Raw genomic sequence first — 20,058 nt, forward strand, 5'->3', positions numbered from 1 at the left:
ACAAGATAAGAACTTAGGCTTGATACCTCAAGTGAGGTCTCGCCTCCGCTCCGTTTTGTTGCAGCCGCTCCAACGCATGCAAGTAGGCCTGGGCTGACAAGCTAGGGGTATTGGGATCTGCCCCAGAACCACTTGCCGGCCGGTTCCGCACGCTGCCTGCGGTGACCTTGGGCTTGATTCTGAGGGTGGCGGGGGCCGTCTGAACCCAGAGCACCGGGGCGTTTCCGCGCCAGATTCCACGCGGCGTGGTAACGATTGCGCCCGGCGTGACACGGGTCACGCCGGTTACACAGCCTAAAACCCTGTCAGCCCTGAGCGGCGACCCGCTCGACCTTGCTCTGCAGCTTGTTCAGTGCGGAGAGATACGCCTTGGCCGAGGCGACGACGATGTCGGGGTCGGCGCCGACGCCGTTGACGATACGGCCGGCATGTTGCAGCCGCACTGTCACCTCGCCCTGCGACTCCGTGCTGCCGCTGGTGATGGCGTTCACCGAGTACAGCAGCATCTCCGCGCCCGACTCGACGATGGACTCGATGGCGCGCAGCGTCGCGTCCACCGGGCCGTTGCCGTCGCTCTCGGCGCGGTGCTCCTGGCCGCCGACCGAGAAGACGATGGACGCGTGCGGGCGCTCGCCGGTCTCGCTGCGCTGGGACAGCGACAGCAGCCGGTAGTGCTCCTGATCGGCGATGACGGACTCGTCCATGACGAGGGCCAGGATATCCTCGTCGAAGATCTCGTTCTTGCGGTCGGCTAGGTCCTTGAAGCGCACGAAGGCCGCGTTGACCTCGGTCTCGCTCTCCAGCTGGATGCCCAGCTCCTGCAGGCGCGCCTTGAAGGCGTTGCGGCCCGACAGCTTGCCCAGCACGATCTTGTTGGCGGCCCAGCCCACGTCCTCGGCACGCATGATTTCGTAGGTGTCGCGCGCCTTGAGCACGCCGTCCTGGTGGATGCCGCTGGCGTGAGCAAACGCATTCGCGCCGACGACGGCCTTGTTGGGCTGCACGACGAAGCCTGTCGTCTGCGACACCAGCCTGGAGGCCGGCACGATCTGCGTCGCGTCTATGCCCACGTCCAGGCCGAAATAGTCGCGCCGCGTCTTGACGGCCATGACGACTTCCTCAAGCGAACAGTTGCCGGCCCGCTCGCCCAGACCGTTGATCGTGCACTCGATCTGGCGCGCGCCGCCGATCTTCACGCCGGCCAGCGAGTTGGCGACCGCCATGCCCAGGTCGTTGTGGCAGTGCACGCTCCAGATCACCTGGTCGGAGTTGGGCACCTTCTCGCGCAGGCGGCGGATGAAGTCGCCGTAGAGCTCGGGGATGCCGTAGCCGACCGTGTCCGGGATGTTGATGGTGCCGGCGCCTTCCTTGATGACGGACTCGCAGACACGTGCCAGGAAATCGATGTCCGAGCGGTAGCCGTCCTCGGGCGAGAACTCGATGTCACCGCAGAGGTTGCGGGCAAAGCGCACGGCCAGCGTGGCCTGGTCCAGCACCTGCTCGCGCGTCATGCGCAGCTTCTTCTCCATGTGGAGTTCGCTGGTGGCGATGAAGGTGTGGATGCGTGCGCGGTTGGCGCCGGCCAGCGCCTCGGCAGCGCGCGAGATGTCGCGGTCGTTGGCACGCGCCAGCGAACAGATGGTGCTGTCCCTGACCGCTGAGGCGATGGCCTTCACCGCCTCGAAGTCACCATTGCTCGACGCTGCAAAGCCGGCCTCGATGATGTCGACCTTCATGCGCTCCAACTGGCGGGCGATGCGAAGTTTTTCCTCGCGCGTCATCGACGCGCCCGGCGATTGCTCGCCGTCACGCAGCGTGGTGTCGAAGATGATGAGCTTGTCGGTCATCGCACGTTCTCCCCTTGGTTTTGCGGCACGGTCAGCTGAGCGCGCGACAGGCCGGACAGGATGGCCTGCATGGACGCACGCACGATGCTGCCATCAATGCCCACGCCATGGCGGGTCACGTTGCCGACGCGCAGCTCCAGGTAGGCCACGGCGCGGGCGTCGGCGCCGCTGCCGATGGAATGCTCGTGGTAGTCCAGCACCCGCACCTCCTGGCCCAGGCGCGTGGACAGCGCGTTGACGAAGGCGTCGATGGGGCCGTTGCCCTCGCCCTGCACATGGCCCATCCAGCCGCCCAGCACCACCTCGGCCGACAGGCGCACGGCACCGCCCGCCACCTCGGTCATCTGCGGCTGCACGACGGCAGCCACGGCGTCGCCGATGCCGTACTCGCGCTCGAAGATGGCGTGCAGGTCAGCGGCGGTCAGCTCCTTGCCGGCGTCGTCCATGACGCGCTGCACGACCTGGCTGAACTCGATCTGCAGGCGTCGCGGCAGTTCCAGGCCGTACTCGGCTTCGAGCAGGTAGGCAATGCCGCCCTTGCCTGATTGGCTGTTCACGCGGATCACGGCGTCGTAGCTGCGGCCCAGGTCCTTGGGGTCGATGGGCAGATAGGGCATGTCCCAGATGTCGCCGGCCTTGCGCGCCGAGAAGGCCTTCTTGATCGCGTCCTGGTGGGAGCCGGAGAAGGACGTGTAGACCAGATCGCCGACATACGGGTGGCGGGGGTGCACGGGGATCTGCGTGCAGTGCTCGACGCAGCGACGCACCTCGTCGATGTCGGAGAAATCCAGCTGCGGGTCGACGCCCTGCGTGTACAGGTTCAACGCGATGTTGACAAGGTCGACGTTGCCGGTGCGTTCGCCGTTGCCGAACAGGCAGCCCTCGACGCGGTCAGCGCCGGCCATCAGCGCGAACTCGCCGGCTGCCGTGCCGGTGCCGCGGTCGTTGTGCGGGTGGACGGACAGCACGATCGAATCACGCCGTTCGAGATGACGGTGCATCCACTCGATCATGTCCGCGAAGATGTTGGGCGTGCTGTGCTCGACGGTGGCCGGCAGGTTGATGATGCACTTGCGCTCCGGCGTCGGTACCCACACGGCGGTGACCGCATCGACGACGCGCTTGCTGAAGGCCAACTCGGTGCCGGAGAACATCTCGGGCGAGTACTCGAAGCGCCAGTCCACGCCGGGCCGTGCAGCGGCCAGCTCCTTGATCTGGCGGGCATGCGAACTGGCCAGTTCGACGATGCCGTCTTCATCCTGCCCCAGCACAACGCGGCGCATGACGGGCGCGACGGCGTTGTAGACGTGGACGATGACGCGCTGGGCGCCATCCAGCGACTCGAAGGTGCGCTCGATCAGGTGCGAGCGCGCCTGCGTCAGCACCTGGATGGTCACGTCATCCGGGATGTGGCCGCCGTCGATGAGCAGGCGGATGAAGTCGAACTCGGTCTGCGATGCCGACGGGAAGCCGACCTCGATCTCCTTGAAGCCGATCTTCACGAGCTGCTGGAACATGCGCAGCTTGCGCGGGATGTCCATGGGCTCGATGAGCGCCTGGTTGCCGTCGCGCAGGTCGGTGCTCAGCCAGATCGGTGCGCGGGTCAGCACGGCGTCGGGCCAGGTGCGGTTCGGCAGAGTAACGGGGGCGAAAGAGCGGTACTTGAGCTGCGGTTGCTTCAACATGGTTTCCATCCGTGGGTGGGGTGGGGCAACCGGCAGCCTTTGAAAACACGAACGGCCCGCTGCGGTTGCATACGGGCCGTTGGGGTCAGAAGTGCGAAGGCGTGACTGACTAGCGAACCCGTGGTTCCTCTAGGGCTAGTAGCAGCAGGCCGATCGCGAAATTCATAGGGCCGGAATCTAGCATGAAAGTCTATTGATGCAAGCCGCGTTCATCGGGCTCGTCGGTGCTCGTGGAGATCACGCTGACCTGTTTGCCCTTGGCCTTGCGCCAGCCGTAGATGACGTAGCCGGACAGCCCGTACACGCAGAAGATCACGAACAACACCGTGGGCGGGTCCAGCGCGATGAGGCCGATTGCCAGCATGATGGCCACCAGCACGATGAAGGGCACGCTGCGCCGGCGGTCGAAGACTTTGAAGCTGTAGAAGGGCGCATTCGTGACCATCGAAAGCCCGGCGAACAAGGTCACGCCAAAAGCCGTCCAGCGCAGCCAGGCCATGTTGCCCACGCCGTTGTACCAAGGCGCGTCCACTGCGCACCAGATCAGCCCCATGACGATGGCCGCCGCTGCCGGGCTGGGCAGGCCCTGGAAGTAGCGCTTGTCGACGACGCCGATGTTGACGTTGAAGCGTGCCAGGCGCAGGGCAGCGCCGGCGATGTAGACGAAGGCCGGGATCCAGCCCGGCTTGCCCATGTCCTTGAGCGCCCACATATAGACGATGAGGGCCGGCGCGGCGCCGAAGGCGACCATGTCGGACAGGCTATCCATCTGCTCGCCGAAGGCCGACTGCGTGTTGGTCATGCGCGCGACGCGACCGTCCAGGCTGTCGAGGATGGCGGCGGCGAAGATGGCGACGCAGGCGACCTCGAAACGGCCGTTCATGGCCATGATGATGGCGTAGAACGCGCTGAACAGCGCCGCCAGCGTGATGGCGTTGGGCAGGGCATAGATGCCCTTGCGGCGGGGTCGGACGGCGACGCTGGGTTCGTCGTCCTCGGTGGGGTCAGGGGTCATGACCGGCAGGATAGCGCAGGGGGCTCTACTGACAAGTCCGGACTGCGGCCAAAACTAGCATGCGGCGACCCAACGAAAGGCTCCCATGCTGCAAGACCTCGACCCCAAGGCGCCCGCCGACTTCGACTTCATCATCGGCGACTGGCGCGTGCTGCACGAGCGGCTGAATTCGCGCCTCAACGGCTGCACGGAATTGACGCGCTTCGAGGGCCTCACGTCGACGCGCAAGCTGCTCGGCGGCTGGGGCAATATCGAGGACAACCTGATGCACCTGCCCGGCGGCGCCTATCGAGCGGCGGCGATGCGTTCCTTTGACCGCGCGACCGGCCTCTGGGCCATCTGGTGGCTGGACGGCCGCTCACCCCATGCGCTGGACGTGCCGGTGCGCGGTGCCTTCGAGAACGGCGTGGGCCAGTTCTACGCGGACGACCAGCTCGACGGCCGGCCCATCCGCGTGCGCTTCACCTGGTCCATCCAGGCAAACGGCCATCCGCGCTGGGAGCAGGCCTTCTCGCCCGACGCTGGCGCGACCTGGGAGACCAACTGGCGCATGGAGTTCATCCGCACCGGCGCCTGAAAGCAAAAAAGGCCGGCGCCTCGCGGCACCGGCCTTTCAGATCACGCTGAAAGCGCAGATCAGTTCTTGGCTTTGTCGACCAGCTTGTTGGCCTTGATCCAGGGCATCATTTCGCGCAGCTTTTCGCCAACGATCTCGATGGGGTGCTCGGCGTTCAGGCGACGACGGCTCAGCAGCGTCGGCGCGCCGGCCTTGTTTTCCAGGATGAAGCTCTTCGCGTAGTCGCCGGTCTGGATGTCCTTCAGGCACTGGCGCATCGCTTCCTTGGTGGCAGAGGTGACGACCTTGGGGCCGGTCACGTACTCACCGTACTCGGCGTTGTTCGAGATCGAGTAGTTCATGTTGGCGATGCCGCCTTCATAGATCAGGTCGACGATGAGCTTGAGCTCATGCAGGCACTCGAAGTAGGCCATCTCGGGCGCGTAACCGGCTTCGGTCAGCGTCTCGAAACCTGCCTTGATCAGCTCGACAGCGCCGCCGCACAGAACCGCTTGCTCGCCGAACAGGTCGGTCTCGGTTTCTTCACGGAAGTTGGTCTCGATGATGCCGGCCTTGCCGCCGCCGTTGGCAGCAGCGTAGCTCAGGGCCAGGTCGCGGGCCTTGCCGGACTTGTCGGCGTAGACGGCGATCAGGTGGGGCACGCCGCCACCTTGGCGGTAGGTGCCGCGCACGGTGTGGCCGGGGGCCTTGGGGGCAACCATCCAGACGTCCAGGTCGGCACGCGGCGTGACCTGGCCGTAGTGCACATTGAAGCCGTGCGCGAAGGCCAGCGACGCGCCTTCCTTGATGTTGGGCTCGACTTCGTTCTTGTAGACCTTGGCGATCTGCTCGTCGGGCAGCAGGATCATGACGACGTCAGCCGACTTCACGGCGTCGGCGATCTCGGCGACCTTCAGGCCAGCGCCTTCGGCCTTGGCCCAGGACGCGCCGCTCTTGCGCAGTGCGACGGTGACCTTGCAGCCGCTGTCATTCAGGTTCTGCGCGTGGGCATGGCCTTGTGAGCCGTAGCCGATGATGGTGACGTTCTTGCCCTTGATGAGGCTGAGATCGGCGTCCTTGTCGTAGTAGACGTTCATGATGAGTCGCTCCAGGAAAAAATTGTTAGGGGTTGAGGCTGATCAGACGCGCAGGATGCGCTCGCCGCGGCCGATGCCGGAGGCACCCGTGCGGACGGTTTCGAGAATGGCGGCGCGGTCGATCGCGTCGATGAAGGCGTCGAGCTTGCCGGCATCGCCGGTCAGCTCGATGGTGTAGGTCTTCTCGGTCACGTCGATGATGCGGCCGCGGAAGATGTCGGCGGTTCGCTTCATCTCCTCGCGCTCCTTGCCGACGGCGCGCACCTTGATGAGCATCAGCTCACGCTCGGTGTAGTTGCCCTCGGTGAGGTCGACGACCTTGACGACCTCGATGAGGCGGTTCAGGTGCTTGGTGATCTGCTCGATGACTTCGTCGCTGCCCGTCGTCACGATAGTCATGCGCGACAGGGATGCGTCCTCGGTCGGCGCGACGGTCAGGCTCTCGATGTTGTAGCCACGGGCTGAGAACAGGCCGACGACGCGCGACAGCGCACCGGGCTCGTTCTCGATGAGCAAGGCAATGATGTGTTTCATGGGATCTCGTCCTTGCTGCTCTTCAGCGCCGCTGGCGGTAACCAGCGAGCCTTGGCAGCGGGTTCGAATCGTTGAGGGAGGTTGCGTTGGTCGGCTGTTCTCGCCATTCGCCAGTGAGCTTCAGCGAGGGCGGTAACCCTCGCCAAAGCCCGCGGCTTCAGGCGCTCACAGGTCTTCCGACCCCAGCAGCATTTCCGAAATGCCCTTGCCCGCCTTGACCATGGGCCAGACGTTCTCGGTCGGATCGGTGCGGATGTCGAGGAACACGGTGCGGTCGGTCAGGCGCATCGCTTCCTTCAGCGCGGGCTCCACGTCGCTCGGCTTCTCGACCAGGATGCCGACGTGGCCATAGGCCTCGGCGAGCTTCACGAAGTCGGGCAGCGCGTCCATGTAGCTGTGCGAGTAGCGGCCGCCGTAGTCGAGCTGCTGCCACTGGCGCACCATGCCCAGGTAGCGGTTGTTCAGCGAGACGATCTTGACCGGCGTCTTGTATTGGAAGCAGGTCGACAGCTCCTGGATGCACATCTGGATGCTGCCTTCGCCGGTGATGCAGAACACGTCCGCGTCCGGCTTGGCCAGCTTGATGCCCATCGCATAGGGCAGGCCCACGCCCATCGTGCCCAGGCCGCCGGAATTGATCCAGCGGCGGGGCTCGTCGAACTTGTAGTACTGCGCGGCCCACATCTGGTGCTGGCCGACGTCCGACGTGATGTAGGTGTCGCGGTCGCGAGTCAGCTTCCACAGCGTGTCGACCACCATCTGCGGCTTGATGACTTCGTCCGAGTCCTTGAAGACCAGGCAGTCCTTGCTGCGCCATTCGTTGATCTGGTTCCACCAGGCATTGATGGCGCTGGCATCCGGCTTGGCCTGCGCTTCCTTCAGCTGGGCGATCAGTTCCTGCAGCACGTCCTTCACATCGCCGACGATGGGGATGTCGACGCGCACGCGCTTGGAGATCGACGAGGGGTCGATGTCCACGTGGATGATCTTGCGCTCGACCGAGCCGAAATGCTTGGGGTTGCCGATGACGCGGTCATCGAAGCGCGCGCCCACGGCCAGCAGCACGTCGCAGTGCTGCATGGTCATGTTGGCCTCATACGTGCCGTGCATGCCCAGCATGCCCAGGAAGCGCGGGTCGGTGCCAGGCATGGCGCCCAGGCCCATCAGCGTATTCGTGCACGGGAAGCCGAGCATGTCGACCAGTTGGCGCAGCTCGGCGCTCGCCTCGCCGAGGATGACGCCGCCGCCCGTGTAGATATACGGCCGCTTGGCCTGCAGCAGCAGCTGCACGGCCTTGCGAATCTGGCCGCTGTGGCCCTTCTTGGCAGGGTTGTAGGAGCGCATCTCGATGCGGTCCGGATAGCTGAAAGTGGTTCTGGCCAGCGACACATCCTTGGGGATGTCCACGACCACCGGGCCGGGCCGGCCGGTGCGGGCGATGTGGAAGGCCTTCTTCAGCGTCAGCGCCAGGTCGCGCACGTCCTTGACCAGGAAGTTGTGCTTGACGATGGGGCGCGTGATGCCGACCGTGTCGCACTCCTGGAAGGCGTCCAGGCCAATCGCCGGCGTGGGAACCTGACCCGTGATGATGACCATCGGGATCGAGTCCATATAGGCCGTCGCGATGCCGGTCACGGCATTCGTCACGCCAGGGCCCGAAGTGACCAGTGCGACACCGACTTCGCCAGATGCCCGGGCAAAGCCGTCAGCGGCGTGGACGGCGGCCTGCTCGTGGCGCACCAGCACGTGCTGGATGCTGTCCTGCTTATAGAGCGCGTCGTAGATGTAGAGCACCGCGCCGCCGGGGTAACCCCAGAGATGGCGCACTCCTTCGGCCTGCAGGCAGCGAACGAGGATCTCGGAGCCGTTGAGCTCCGTCGGTGTTTGGGAGGGGGAGTTTTGCGGCTGCGCCAGGGAGGCGCGCTTGATTTCCGCGGCAGACATGTCCATTTTTAGAACCTTTGTGAATTTCTCTAACGAAAAACCATTGGTGCTCCTCTTCACACCCTCATGAGGCGGATTCGGAACCTGCGCGATCAACAGATGGGGCCCGAGTTGGGCAGCCACCAAGAGACCAGATGACGCTATTGCGAAACCGCATTATGCCGGGCAAAAACGCTTGAGCCTTCGTATCAGGCGAATGCCATAATCTGCCGCTGCCTGGACCCTTCGCCCACGCCTTGGCCACCGACAAAGAACTCAACGACTTCCTGCGTACCGTGGATCGCCGCGCCTTCAAGCGCACGGCCTACCTCGTGCGCGACGACGATTCCGCACTGGACATCGTGCAGGAGGCCATGATCAAGCTGGCCGAGAAGTATTTCGACCGCCCTGCGGCCGAACTGCCGTTACTGTTCCAGCGCATCCTGTCGAACGCGACGATGGACCACTTTCGTCGCCAGAAGGTGCGCAGGGCGGTCATGACCAATATGTCCGACTTCGAGGGTGCCTCCTCGGACGAAGACTTCGACATCCTGGAAGTCCTCGAATCCCAGGAGGGCGCCCTGGGCGCTTTGAGCGCCGCCGACGAAGTCAGCCGGGCGCAGATCTTGCAACGCATTGAGGCCGAAGTGGAACAACTGCCGGCGCGTCAACGAGAAGCCTTCCTGTTGCGTTACTGGGAGGAACTGGATGTAGCCGAGACCGCCTCCGTGATGGGATGCTCCGAGGGCAGTGTCAAAACACACTGCTCGCGAGCGGTTCACTCATTGGCGAAGTCGCTCAAGGCCAAGGGGATCACGCTATGAAGTCGCCAAATTTTTCCGCCCCGTCCGCCGAACTGGACGCCCGCCTGGACGCAAGCGTGACGCGCTTCGGCCTGCGTGTGGCTGCCGGCCTGACCGAGCGCAGCGCCGCGTTGCCGCATGACGTGTCGGAGCGCCTGCGTTTCGCTCGCGAGCAAGCCCTCGCACGCGCCGTCCAGGCCCGCTCCGCAAGCCTGGCAACCCGCCCGGCCAGCGCCACCGTGGTGCAGGGTGGCGCCACGCTGGCCCTGGCTGGCGGCCCGCGCGGCGCCGACAACGGCCTTTGGGCCAAGCTGGCCGCCGCCCTGCCGCTGATCCTGCTGCTGGCCGGGCTGCTGCTGATGCAGCAGGGCCAGATCAACGAACAGATCGCCGCGGCCGCCGAGGTCGACACCGCCCTGCTCAGCGACAACCTGCCGCCGTCCGCCTTCAGCGACCCTGGCTTCGCGGAATTCCTCAGAGACGGAGATGAGTGACCGGATGCGCCTGACCCGCTCCCACCTGCTGATGACCCTGCTGCTTGGCGCAGCGGGGTTTTCTGCTTTTGCGCAGGCCCCTGAGCCCGCTGCCAGCGGTGTCGCGCCTTTGCCGGTCAGCAAGCCCCAGCCGCTTGCCAAACCCGCCGTGCCGGCGCTCACCGCACCCCCTGCGACCTGGGGCGGCCTGACGCCTCAGCAGCGCAGCCTGCTGGCACCGCTGGCGAACGACTGGGCCGAGATTGCCGTGTCGCAACGCAGCAAGTGGCTGAGCGCCACGCCCACGCTGGCCACGCTGCCGCCGGCCGAGTTGGCGCGGGTGCAGGAGCGCATGCGCGACTGGGCCCGCCTCTCGCCCACCGAGCGCGTGAATGCGCGCATCGGCTTCCAGGTCGCCAAGCAGGTGGACTCAGAGCAGCGCCAGGCCAAGTGGGACGCCTACCAGAACCTGCCGCCCGAGAAGCGCCAGGCGCTGAACGACAAGGCCGTCGCGCGCCGGCAGGCCGTCGCCCCGGGCTCGGTGGCCAAGGCGCTGGCTGCAGCGCCCAAGCCGAAATCCAACATCGTGCCGGCCGCGCCTAAGCTCGTGCCGGCGGTCCCCGTGACCGGCAGCCTGGTCCAGGCCAAGCCTGGCGCGACGACGGTGCTGATGACACGCGGGCCGACCCGGCCCAGCCACAACTCCGCGGGCGAGACCAAGGTCGTCGCCGACCCCGCCCTGGTCGACCCCAAGACGCTGCTGCCCCGATCGTTGAAGGCGCAGCAGCCCGCGTCCGCCCCGCGCTCATGACGGCTACGGCCGACCTGAACGCCACGCCGCCCGGCCTGGCGAGACGATTCGCGGCCTTCATCTACGAGGGCGTGCTGCTGTTCGGCGTGCTGTTCTTCGCCTGCTTCGTCTACGTCGTGCTGACCCGGCAACAGGATGCGCTGTTCGGGCTACCCGGCTACGTGTTCGCCTTCGCGGTGCCGGCGCTGTACTTCGTGACGTTCTGGACCCGCTCGGGCCAAACCCTGGCGCTGAAGACCTGGCACCTGCGCGTGGTGGACGCGCACGGCCAGCCGCTGACGGTCGGCCGGGCTTTTGCTCGTTACGTTCTCAGCTGGCTGTGGGTCTTGCCCGGCTTGAGCCTGTGGACCTTCGGCGTGCGGGGCTGGCTGCTGGCCGCGGCGGTGGTGGCGTGGATGGTCGCCTACACGCTGCTGGCGCGCCTGCACCCGCAGCGACAATTGCTGCACGACGCCCTCTGCGGCTCGCGCGTCATTACCCAACTTCCCGTGCGTTCATGAGCGCCGCGCCGGGCCGTCCCAAGCAAACTCACTCCCGCTCGGCGGGACAGCGCGTAGCGCGAAGGGTGCTCCAATGACCAACCCGCACAAGGGCCGAACCGGCCTGGACCGCATCGTCCACGCCGCCGGCTATTCCTGGGCCGGTCTCAAGGCCGCCTACACCGGCGAAAGCGCGTTCCGCCAGGAGACCTGGCTTTGCATCGTCGCCGCGCCCTTGTCGTTCTGGCTGGCCAGGACCTGGGAGCAGGCCGCGTTGCTGCTGGGCTCGCTGCTGCTGCTGCTCATCGTCGAACTGCTGAATTCGGCCATCGAGGCCGTCGTCGACCGCGTGTCCTTTGAGCGGCATGACCTGTCCAAGCGCGCCAAGGACATCGCCAGCGCCGCCGTGCTGATGGCCCTGGTGCTGGCGGCGGGCATCTGGGGCGCGGCCGTCTGGCAGCACCTTCGCTGAACTGCGACAGTCGGGCCCATGAAGGGTCGAGGTTTCAAGCTGATTCCCAGCCACGTCGACGGCGTCGAGGTGGTCGTGGCCGACTCGGCGCTGGCCTTCGGCCGCCACACGCATGACGAGTTCGGCATCGGCCTCATCGAGCGCGGTGCGCAGAAATCGGCCAGCGGGCGCGGTGTCGTCGAGGCCGGTGCGGGCGACCTGATCACGGTCAACCCGGGCGAGGTGCACGACGGCAAGCCCTTCGACGCGAGCGGGCGGCGCTGGCGCATGCTTTACGTCAACCCGGCCCGGCTGCTTGACGCGGCGGGGGACATCGCACCGGGCGCGTCCTTCGAGTTCACGGCACCGGTCATCCGCGATGCGGTGCTGGTGGCCCGTTTTCGCACGCTGTTCGACGCGGTGACGGAAAGCGAATCGCTGCGGTCCGAGACCGCGCTGCTGGCGCTGACGGCCCGGCTGCTGCGGCCCTCTCCCACCGAACGCGCCGCCGTGGGTGCCGGCGTCACCGCGGCGCGCGAGCGCATCGACGACGACCCTGCGGCTGGGCAGACGCTGGCCGATCTGGCCGCCAATGCAGACCTGAGCCGCTACCAGTTCCTTCGTGCCTTCACACGCCTGACCGGCCTGCCGCCCCACGCCTACCTGCTGCAACGCCGCGTGCAGCGCGCCCGCCAACTCGTGCGCGGTGGCCTGCCGCTGGCCGAGGCAGCAGCGGCCAGCGGCTTTTCGGATCAGAGCCACATGACGCGCTGCTTCGCGCGCAGCTTCGGCCTGACACCCGGCGCATTCATCCGTCGCTGAAATTTCGTTCAAGACGCACGGCAGCCGCCGCAGCAGCATGGCGCTCCCCTCAAGGAGCACCCGCATGAACCTCGAATTCCTGACCGTCTCGCTGCTCGTCGTTGCCTCGCCCGGCACGGGTGCGGCCGTGACCATCGCCGCCGGCCTGTCGCGCGGCACACGCACGGCGGCCGTCGCGGCCCTGGGCTGCACGCTGGGCATCGTGCCGCACATGCTGGCCGCGGTGACGGGCCTGGCAGCGCTGCTGCACGCCAGCAGCGTGGCGTTCGAGGTGGTGAAGTTCGCCGGCGTCGCCTACCTGCTCTACCTCGCCTGGATGACGTGGCGCGAGAAAGGCGTGCTGACCATCGAGCCCGATGGCGCCGAGCGCTCAGACTGGCAGGTCATCCGGCACGCCGTGCTCGTGAACCTGCTCAACCCCAAGCTGTCGATGTTCTTCCTGGCCTTCCTGCCGCAATTCATCGCACCCGATGAAGCGGCGCCGACCGTCGCGATGCTGCAGCTGTCGGCCATCTTCATGGCCATGACCTTTGCGGTCTTCGCGCTTTACGGCGCCTTCGCGGCGCGCATGCGCGAGCAGGTGCTCGGCAGCCCGAAGGCGATGGCCTGGCTGCGGCGCAGCTTTGCGCTCACCTTCGTCGGCTTAAGCGCAAAGCTGGCACTAACGTCGCGCTAGACGGCGGCTTCGTCCGTCTCGCCCGTGCGGATGCGCACGACCTGCTCGACCGACACCACGAAGATCTTGCCGTCGCCGATCTTGCCGGTCTTGGCGGCCTTCAGGATGGCGTCGATGCAGCGGTCGACCTCGTCGTCCTTGACGACCACCTCGACCTTGACCTTGGGCAGGAAGTCGACGACGTATTCAGCGCCGCGATACAGCTCGGTGTGGCCCTTCTGGCGGCCGAAGCCCTTGACCTCGGTGACCGTCAGGCCCGAGGCGCCCACCTCGGCCAGCGCCTCGCGGACCTCGTCCAGCTTGAACGGCTTGATGATGGCGGTGATCTGCTTCATGACGGACTCCTATTCAGATTGACTTGAGTTTACGCACGGAACTTGGACGTGATGGGGTAACGCCAATCCCTGCCGAAGCCCCGGTGGGTGATGCGTATGCCCACCGGCGCCTGGCGGCGCTTGTATTCGTTGATCTTGATGAGGCGCGTGACGCGCTCGACGTCCTCCGGCTTGAAGCCGGCGGCGACGATCTCAGCGATGGATTGGTCCTGCTCCATGTAGAGGGCCAGGATGGCGTCCAGCACCGGGTACGGCGGCAGGCTGTCTTCGTCCTTCTGGTCGGGGCGCAGCTCGGCCGAGGGCGGGCGCGTGATGATGCGATCCGGGATGATCTCAGCGCCTTGCGCATTGCGCCAGCGGGCGAGGCGGAAGACCAGCGTCTTGGCCACGTCCTTGATGACCGCGAAGCCGCCGGCCATATCGCCGTAGAGCGTGCAGTAGCCCGTCGCCATCTCGCTCTTGTTGCCGGTCGTCAGCACGATGCTGCCGAACTTGTTGGACAGGGCCATCAGCAGCGTGCCGCGGATGCGCGCCTGGATGTTCTCCTCGGTCGCGTCCAGAGGCAGGCCCTTGAACTCGTCGGCCAGCGTGGCGAGGAAGGCGTCGAACTCCGGCACGATGGACTTCTCGTCATAGCGCACGCCCAGGCGCTCGGCCATGTCGCGTGCATCAATCCAGGAGATGTCGGCCGTGTAGGGCGACGGCATCATGACCGTGCGCACCTTGTCGGCGCCCAGTGCGTCGACGGCGATGGCCAGCACCAGGGCGGAGTCGATGCCGCCCGACAGGCCGATGAGGGCGCCGGGGAAGCCGTTCTTGCCCAGGTAGTCGCGCACGCCGGTGACGAGCGCCTGCCAGACCTGGGCCTCGAACTCGGGTTCGGGGGTGATGGCGCCGCTGAGGCGCTTGGTCGCCAGGTCAACCTCGACGATGGCGAGAGCCTCCTCAAACATCGGCGCGCGTGCGGCCAGCGTGCCGTCGGCCTGCACGGCGAAAGACGCGCCATCGAAGACGACCTCGTCCTGCCCACCGACGAGGTGGGCATAGAACAGCGGCAGGCCCGAAGCGCGCGCGCGTTCGGCCATGCGCTCCTCGCGTTCGGCGACCTTGCCGATGTGGAAGGGCGAGGCGTTGATGACGCAGAGCGCTTCGGCGCCCGCGACCTGGGCAGCTGCGGCAGGTTCGTCGAACCAGGCGTCCTCGCAGATCAGCAGGCCGACCTTGAGGCCGCGCACGTCGAAGACCACGGGGCCCAGGCCGGCATCGCGGCCCGAGTAGAAGTAGCGGCGCTCGTCGAACACCTGGTAGTTGGGCAGCTCGCGCTTGGCGTAGGTCTGCGTGACGCGGCCGCCGGTCAGCACCGAGGCGGCGTTCAGGCAGGGCGGCAGCGACCAGCTGCGCTCGCGGGCAACGCCGTCCTCGCGCGCCTGCGGGTGACCCACAACCACGTGCAGACCGGCCAAGTCGGCCAGCTCGCTGGCGATACGCTGCAACTGCACACCGCAGGCGGCCAGAAAGGCCGGGCGCAGCAGCAAGTCCTCGGGCGGGTAGCCGCACAGCGCCAGCTCGGGCGTGACCACCAGATCAACCCCGGCCGCGTGCGCCTGGCGCGCTTGGGCAATGATGCGGTCCGCATTGCCCGCAAGGTCGCCCACGGTGACATTGATCTGGGCGAGGGCGACTTTGACGGACGGCGAGGGCATGGGACTCATTTCAAACGGGACGGCGGCAGCAAAAAATTATGTCATCCGGGTCGATGCCGACCCGGCGGCATTGCCTCTTGCCGCCTGGGATGCGCTACTGGCGCAACAGGCGCGGCCGACACCCTTCATGCGCATGGCCTATCTGCGCGCCATGCACGCCTCCGGCAGCGCCACGGCCGAGACCGGCTGGCAGCCGCAGTTCGTGTCGATCTGGGCGGGTGACGAGCTGGTGGCGGCCTGCCCTGCTTACCTGAAGACGCACAGCTACGGCGAATACGTCTTCGACTGGGCCTGGGCCGATGCCTACCGCCGCCATGGCTTGAACTACTACCCCAAGCTGCTGGTCGCCGTGCCCTTCACGCCGGTGCCGGGCAGCCGGCTGCTTGCGGTGGACGACGAGACGCGGGCCTTGCTGGCGCAGGCGCTGCGGGCGCTGGCGCAGGAGACCGAGGTCTCGTCGCTGCATGTGCTGTTCGGCGACGTGGCCGACCAGGTGGCCTTGGCTGACGCCGGCTGCACGGCGCGCGCCGGCGTGCAGTTCCACTGGACGGCCGAGGGTGACGCGGACTTCACCGCCTTCCTCGCCCGCCTGCAACGCGACAAGCGCAAGAAGATCCAGCAGGAACAGCGCCGCGTGCGTGAGGCGGGTGTCGTGTTCGAGGCCCGCAACCGCGCTGACATCAGGCCGGAGGACTGGGACTATTTCTACCGTTGCTACCAGCAGACCTACCGCGAGCACCACAGCACGCCCTACCTCAGCCGCGACTTCTTCGCCCGCATGGCCAGCGACATGCCGGAGCACTGGCTGATGTTCACGGCGTTGCGCGAGGGCGAGCGCGTCGCCACGTCGCTGATCGCGCTGGACCCCGACCGCCGCGCTGCCTTCGGCCGCTACTGGGGCGCCACCGAGCACATCCCCAACCTGCATTTCGACGCCTGCTACTACCAGCCTCTGGCCTGGTGCATCGCCCACGGCTACCAGCGCTTCGAGGGCGGCGCCCAGGGCGAGCACAAGATGGCGCGCGGCCTGATGCCCACGCCGACCGCGTCCAGCCACTGGCTGGCGCATCCCGCGTTTGCGGATGCGGTGGGTGACTTCCTGGCCCGCGAGGGTCAGGCCATGCAGGGCTATGTCAGCGAGTTGGCGGAGCACCGGCCGTTCAAATCGCCCGCTTGACCCGCCCCCCGGTTCACGGGGTTCTGGGCTCTTTCTCGCGAGTCCCTGCGAACCAGCACAAGTTTTCTGCAGTTGAGCAAAGGTGGCCGCGCCGCAAACCCGGAGCATCGGGCAGCCCCAACTTCCTGCCGGACTGCCCCCATGAGCCCTCGTACCCGCAGCCAGGCCCGCCTGAAGCCTCTCGCACTCGCCGCTGCGCTCGCGGTTTGTGCCATGCCGGCCCAGCCGACCACGTTCACCTTCAGCTCAAACGTTCCCAACGCGACCTGGGATCTCGCCGGCAACTGGTCGCCTCGCTTCCTGCCCGGCGTGAGCGACATTGCCAAACTCGGCGCCCATGACGTCACCGTGCGAAGCGCGGTTGATCTGTCGATCTCCAGCTTCACGGGCACCGGCACGCTCGGCGTGACGGGCAGCAGCTTGAGCTTCGCGGCTGCTTCCACCATCGGCACGCTGAACGTGAGCGGCGGAACCCTGACCGGCGCCGGCACGCTTGCCGTGGCCAACGCCTCCAGTTGGACAGGTGGAACGATGAGCGGCACGGGCAGCACCACCTTCAGCGGCGAGCTGGCAATCGGCGCTCTGACTGGCAGCACGACCCAGACATTGGTGCAACGCAGCCTGATCCTGGACGGCGGCAGCAAATGGGCCGAAAGAAGCACCATCACCTTGAGCAACGGGGCGACGTTGACCAACAACGCCGGCCATACTTTCGACGACCAAGGCTACGCCACCAAGAGCATCACCAGCAGCGGTGCAGGCAACAGCTTCGTCAACGCAGGCACCTACAAAAAGAGCGGCGCCGGTTTCACCACCATCAACACCGCGTTCACCAACAGCGGCACACTGGCTCTTGAAAACGGCTTCCTGACCCTGGCCGGCACCACCAACTGGACCGGCAACAGCAGCATCGTGAATCTTGACCGGCTGACCGTGGCCGGAAACAGCACCTGGAGCGGAAACGGCAGCGTTGCCTTGAGTGGCTTCGGAGGCCTGACCAACGGCAGCCTGAAGACGTTCGACGACCAGAATGACGGCCTGGCCAGCCTGACCGGCAGCTCACGCAACAGCTTCAACAACTACGGCACCTTCTCCAAGAGCGGCGGTGGCACCACCACCATCAGCATCGCGTTCAGCAACAGTGGCACGCTGGCGGTGAACAAGGGCACGCTGAACATGAGCGGTGGCTACAGCGGCAACGGCAGCGTCAACGTGACGGGCACCGGCACGCTGAGCATTGACACCGCCGCCACCATCAGCGGCAGCCTGAACCTGGCTGCGGGCACTCTCACCGGGGCCGGCACCCTGAACGTGAGTAAAGCCTCCACATGGATGGGTGGGACGATCAGCGGCAACACAACCAACCCCATCACGTTCAACGGCGGGCTGACGATCAGTGGCAGTGCGGTGAAGACCTTGGACCAACGCAACCTGACCCTGGCCAGCGACAGCAGCTGGAGCGGAAACGGCACCATCACGTTGAACCAAGCCACAACGCTGACCAACAGCGCCAACAAGACGTTCGACGACAAGAACGTCGGCGCTGCCAGTCTGACTGGCGCTGGCACTTTCAAGAACGCCGGCACCTATACCAAGAGCGACGCCGGCACGACCACGATCAAAACGGTGTTCGACAGCGCCGGGGGTACGGTGACTGTAAACAAGGGCACGCTGGCCTTTGACACCAGCTCTCGCATCAATGGCGGCACCTTTAACGTCGAAAGTGACGCCGTACTGCTTCTTTCGGCTGCTCAATCCGGCGACATGGATTACCTGAACGTGAACGGAGGCACATTGAGCGGCCAGCTGAGCAGTCTGCGCGGCACCGGCAACTGGACGGGCGGGATGATGAAAGACGGGCTCATCAAAAGCTTTGGTGGCACTTGGGCGATCTCCGGTCCAGCCACCAAGACCCTGAGCAACTTCCATCTCACCACGTCGGAATTCCCCGCCTTCTGGGTGGATGGCGGCTCCATCGCCTTCACCGGTAACTCCGTGATCACTGCTTGGCGCTTCTACGACGGGCATACCGAATCCGTCAGCATGACCAGCAGCGGCGCAGGAAACAGATTCGAGAACCTCTACGACTATTACAAGGGCGGCGTGAACACGAGCACCATCGAGCCAGCCTTTGTGAATGACCGCAGGGCCAAATTGACAGTGGGCGGTGGCAAGCTGGTCTTGAGCAGCGGCGTTAGCGATCAGGATGCAAGCGAACGCGGCAGCATCAGTGTGGCGAGCGGCGCCACACTGATGCTGGGGGCCGACAGCACCACGGGCAGCTTTGCCCATGCGGGCACGCTGGAACTGGGCGCGAGCCACCTCTCGGTGGCGCTGGACTACAGCAACACGGGCTTCGGCGTCGGCAATGCCTTCAACCGCCGCGCCGGTGTTACCGGCACAGGCCAGATCCTGGCGCTGGGCAATGTGCAGCAGACGCTGTCGGGCAGCTTCGTCCAGCTCGGCAACACGGCCAGCGCCGTGCTGGCGCTGCCGAGCACACGCGTGGGTGACGGGCCTGTGTCGACCAGCTTCAAGATCAACAACATCGGCAACGGGGCCAGCCTGCGCGGCGCCATCCAGGACGGCGGAATCACCTCGGCGGCGCTGAGCGGCAGCGGCGTCACGGCGCAGAACTGGGGGGCCTTGGCGGCCGGCGGGTCAAGTGGCAGCTACACCGTCACCTACCCCCCCACGGGCGCCAGTGCCGGGCTGACAGGCCAGTCGCTGGCCATCGTCAACAACTTCGACAACGTGGCCGGCCAGACGCTGAACATCACCGGCGGCAAGGTCTACGCGCCGGCCGTGGCGCAGTTGGGCATCAGTACGCTGGACCTGGGCATCGTCCACGTCGGCGACATGGCGGCTGGCAGCATCACGGTGCGCAACGCCGCGTCCGTGGCGGCGCTCAACGACGGGCTGTGGGCCAGCGCCAGCGCAGGCGGCGCCTTCGTCGCCCAGGCCGGCATCGCCGACCTCGCAGCCGGTCAGCAGGACAGCCTCCTGGTCAAGCTGGACGCCTCGCAAGCAGGTGTGTTCAACGGCACCGCCACGCTCGACTTGTTCAGCCGCAACGCCGACATGAGCGACCTCACCCTGGCCAGCCAGCAAGTGACGCTCAAGGCCCAGGTCAACCACTACGCCGAACTGGGCCTGTCCAAGCTCAGCGGTGCCGGCAGCTTTGCCGGCGGCGGCAAGCTCTATACGCTGAACTTCGGCACGCTGACCGAAGGCAGCGGCAACCTGAGCGCCGAGCTGGCCGTCGGCAATCTGGCTGAAGGCCTGGCCGACATGCTGGGCCTCAAGTTCGAGCTGGGCACGGCCAGCCTGCATTTCAGCCTCAACGGCTTCGGCCCTGTCAGCGGCCTGGCCGCAGGCGACAGCCAGGGCGGCCTGCAAGTCGGCTTCAGCGGCCTGCTGACTGGCCGCTTCGACGAAGTCGTCACACTGCACGCCATCGGCAGCAATGCCAGCGGCTACGCGGGTGCGCTGGGCGACGTGCAGTTGCGCCTGGTGGGCGAAGTGGCCGCCGTGCCGGAGCCGGCCAGCTGGGCGCAGTTGGCGCTGGGCCTGGCGGGCCTGCTGGGCTTCATGGCGCGGCGCCGCATGGGCGGGCATGGAGACCTCCATGCGCGAGGCTGAGCCGCAGCTGACAAGCGTAAACACCGCCT

General features: G+C 66.3%; 18 protein-coding genes. 10 read left to right on the forward strand and 8 right to left on the reverse strand.

Annotated elements, in window-relative coordinates; all coding sequences use genetic code 11:
• Positions 1–305: 305 nt before the first annotated feature.
• From ACXRVZ_RS00815 to pssA, 3 genes are all read right to left on the reverse strand, one after another.
• Positions 306–1,847, reverse strand: coding sequence for a 2-isopropylmalate synthase (locus tag ACXRVZ_RS00815; RefSeq protein WP_457422953.1), 1,542 nt, complete (start codon positions 1,845–1,847; stop codon positions 306–308).
• On the reverse strand, positions 1,844–3,532 hold the full coding sequence (gene leuA, locus ACXRVZ_RS00820; RefSeq protein ID WP_457422955.1) for a 2-isopropylmalate synthase: 1,689 nt from the start codon (positions 3,530–3,532) through the stop codon (positions 1,844–1,846). The genes ACXRVZ_RS00815 and leuA overlap by 4 nt, the downstream gene beginning before the upstream one ends.
• 190 nt (positions 3,533–3,722) lie before the next feature.
• Positions 3,723–4,547: a CDP-diacylglycerol--serine O-phosphatidyltransferase gene (gene pssA, locus ACXRVZ_RS00825; RefSeq protein ID WP_457422957.1), complete on the reverse strand. Its 825-nt coding sequence runs from the start codon at positions 4,545–4,547 to the stop codon at positions 3,723–3,725.
• 85 nt (positions 4,548–4,632) lie between these two features.
• On the opposite strand from pssA, the gene ACXRVZ_RS00830 reads away from it, so the two are divergent.
• Positions 4,633–5,124, forward strand: a complete 492-nt coding sequence (locus tag ACXRVZ_RS00830) for a DUF1579 domain-containing protein (protein WP_457422959.1) — start codon at positions 4,633–4,635, stop codon at positions 5,122–5,124.
• Between the two features lie 59 nt (positions 5,125–5,183).
• Here the strand turns inward: ACXRVZ_RS00830 and ilvC are convergent, their stop codons facing one another.
• The 3 genes from ilvC to ACXRVZ_RS00845 all read right to left on the reverse strand — a co-directional run bounded on the left by ilvC (position 5,184) and on the right by ACXRVZ_RS00845 (position 8,684).
• Positions 5,184–6,200: a ketol-acid reductoisomerase gene (gene ilvC, locus ACXRVZ_RS00835; RefSeq protein WP_457422961.1), complete on the reverse strand. Its 1,017-nt coding sequence runs from the start codon at positions 6,198–6,200 to the stop codon at positions 5,184–5,186.
• 42 nt (positions 6,201–6,242) lie between these two features.
• Complete coding sequence (ilvN, locus tag ACXRVZ_RS00840) at positions 6,243–6,734, reverse strand: acetolactate synthase small subunit (RefSeq protein WP_348012043.1); 492 nt, start codon at positions 6,732–6,734, stop codon at positions 6,243–6,245.
• Between the two features lie 165 nt (positions 6,735–6,899).
• Positions 6,900–8,684: an acetolactate synthase 3 catalytic subunit gene (locus ACXRVZ_RS00845; RefSeq protein WP_457422963.1), complete on the reverse strand. Its 1,785-nt coding sequence runs from the start codon at positions 8,682–8,684 to the stop codon at positions 6,900–6,902.
• 230 nt (positions 8,685–8,914) lie between these two features.
• Between ACXRVZ_RS00845 and ACXRVZ_RS00850 the strand changes: the two genes are divergently transcribed.
• The 7 genes from ACXRVZ_RS00850 (at position 8,915) to ACXRVZ_RS00880 (ending at position 13,172) form a co-directional block, all read left to right on the forward strand.
• Positions 8,915–9,481: an RNA polymerase sigma factor gene (locus ACXRVZ_RS00850; protein ID WP_457422965.1), complete on the forward strand. Its 567-nt coding sequence runs from the start codon at positions 8,915–8,917 to the stop codon at positions 9,479–9,481.
• Positions 9,478–9,954 carry a DUF3619 family protein gene (locus ACXRVZ_RS00855; RefSeq protein ID WP_457422967.1) on the forward strand — a complete coding sequence of 159 codons (477 nt, stop codon included), beginning with the start codon at positions 9,478–9,480 and terminating at the stop codon, positions 9,952–9,954. Before ACXRVZ_RS00850 ends, ACXRVZ_RS00855 begins: the two co-directional genes overlap by 4 nt.
• 4 nt (positions 9,955–9,958) lie before the next feature.
• The gene (locus tag ACXRVZ_RS00860) at positions 9,959–10,744 is read left to right on the forward strand and encodes a DUF3106 domain-containing protein (protein WP_457422969.1); all 786 of its coding nucleotides are present in this window, start codon (positions 9,959–9,961) and stop codon (positions 10,742–10,744) included.
• Positions 10,741–11,244, forward strand: a complete 504-nt coding sequence (locus ACXRVZ_RS00865) for an RDD family protein (RefSeq protein ID WP_457422971.1) — start codon at positions 10,741–10,743, stop codon at positions 11,242–11,244. The genes ACXRVZ_RS00860 and ACXRVZ_RS00865 overlap by 4 nt, the downstream gene beginning before the upstream one ends.
• Positions 11,245–11,317: 73 nt before the next feature.
• The gene (locus ACXRVZ_RS00870) at positions 11,318–11,695 is read left to right on the forward strand and encodes a diacylglycerol kinase (RefSeq protein ID WP_457422973.1); all 378 of its coding nucleotides are present in this window, start codon (positions 11,318–11,320) and stop codon (positions 11,693–11,695) included.
• Positions 11,696–11,713: 18 nt separating this feature from the next.
• A complete protein-coding gene (locus ACXRVZ_RS00875; protein ID WP_457422975.1) occupies positions 11,714–12,496 on the forward strand; it encodes an AraC family transcriptional regulator in 783 nt (260 codons plus the stop codon).
• Between the two features lie 64 nt (positions 12,497–12,560).
• The gene (locus tag ACXRVZ_RS00880; protein WP_457422977.1) at positions 12,561–13,172 is read left to right on the forward strand and encodes a LysE family translocator; all 612 of its coding nucleotides are present in this window, start codon (positions 12,561–12,563) and stop codon (positions 13,170–13,172) included.
• Here the strand turns inward: ACXRVZ_RS00880 and ACXRVZ_RS00885 are convergent.
• Both ACXRVZ_RS00885 and ACXRVZ_RS00890 read right to left on the reverse strand, forming a co-directional pair.
• Positions 13,169–13,507, reverse strand: a complete 339-nt coding sequence (locus ACXRVZ_RS00885) for a P-II family nitrogen regulator (RefSeq protein ID WP_457422981.1) — start codon at positions 13,505–13,507, stop codon at positions 13,169–13,171. The genes ACXRVZ_RS00880 and ACXRVZ_RS00885 overlap by 4 nt on opposite strands.
• A gap of 29 nt (positions 13,508–13,536) precedes the next feature.
• Positions 13,537–15,210 carry an NAD+ synthase gene (locus ACXRVZ_RS00890; protein WP_457422983.1) on the reverse strand — a complete coding sequence of 558 codons (1,674 nt, stop codon included), beginning with the start codon at positions 15,208–15,210 and terminating at the stop codon, positions 13,537–13,539.
• Between ACXRVZ_RS00890 and ACXRVZ_RS00895 the strand changes: the two genes are divergently transcribed.
• Positions 15,209–16,387, forward strand: coding sequence for a GNAT family N-acetyltransferase (locus tag ACXRVZ_RS00895; protein ID WP_457422985.1), 1,179 nt, complete (start codon positions 15,209–15,211; stop codon positions 16,385–16,387). The genes ACXRVZ_RS00890 and ACXRVZ_RS00895 overlap by 2 nt on opposite strands.
• Before the next feature lie 141 nt (positions 16,388–16,528).
• Positions 16,529–20,029 carry a beta strand repeat-containing protein gene (locus ACXRVZ_RS00900; protein ID WP_457422988.1) on the forward strand — a complete coding sequence of 1,167 codons (3,501 nt, stop codon included), beginning with the start codon at positions 16,529–16,531 and terminating at the stop codon, positions 20,027–20,029.
• Positions 20,030–20,058 lie beyond the last annotated feature (29 nt).

It is taken from the genome of Roseateles sp. P5_E8 (assembly GCF_054177665.1).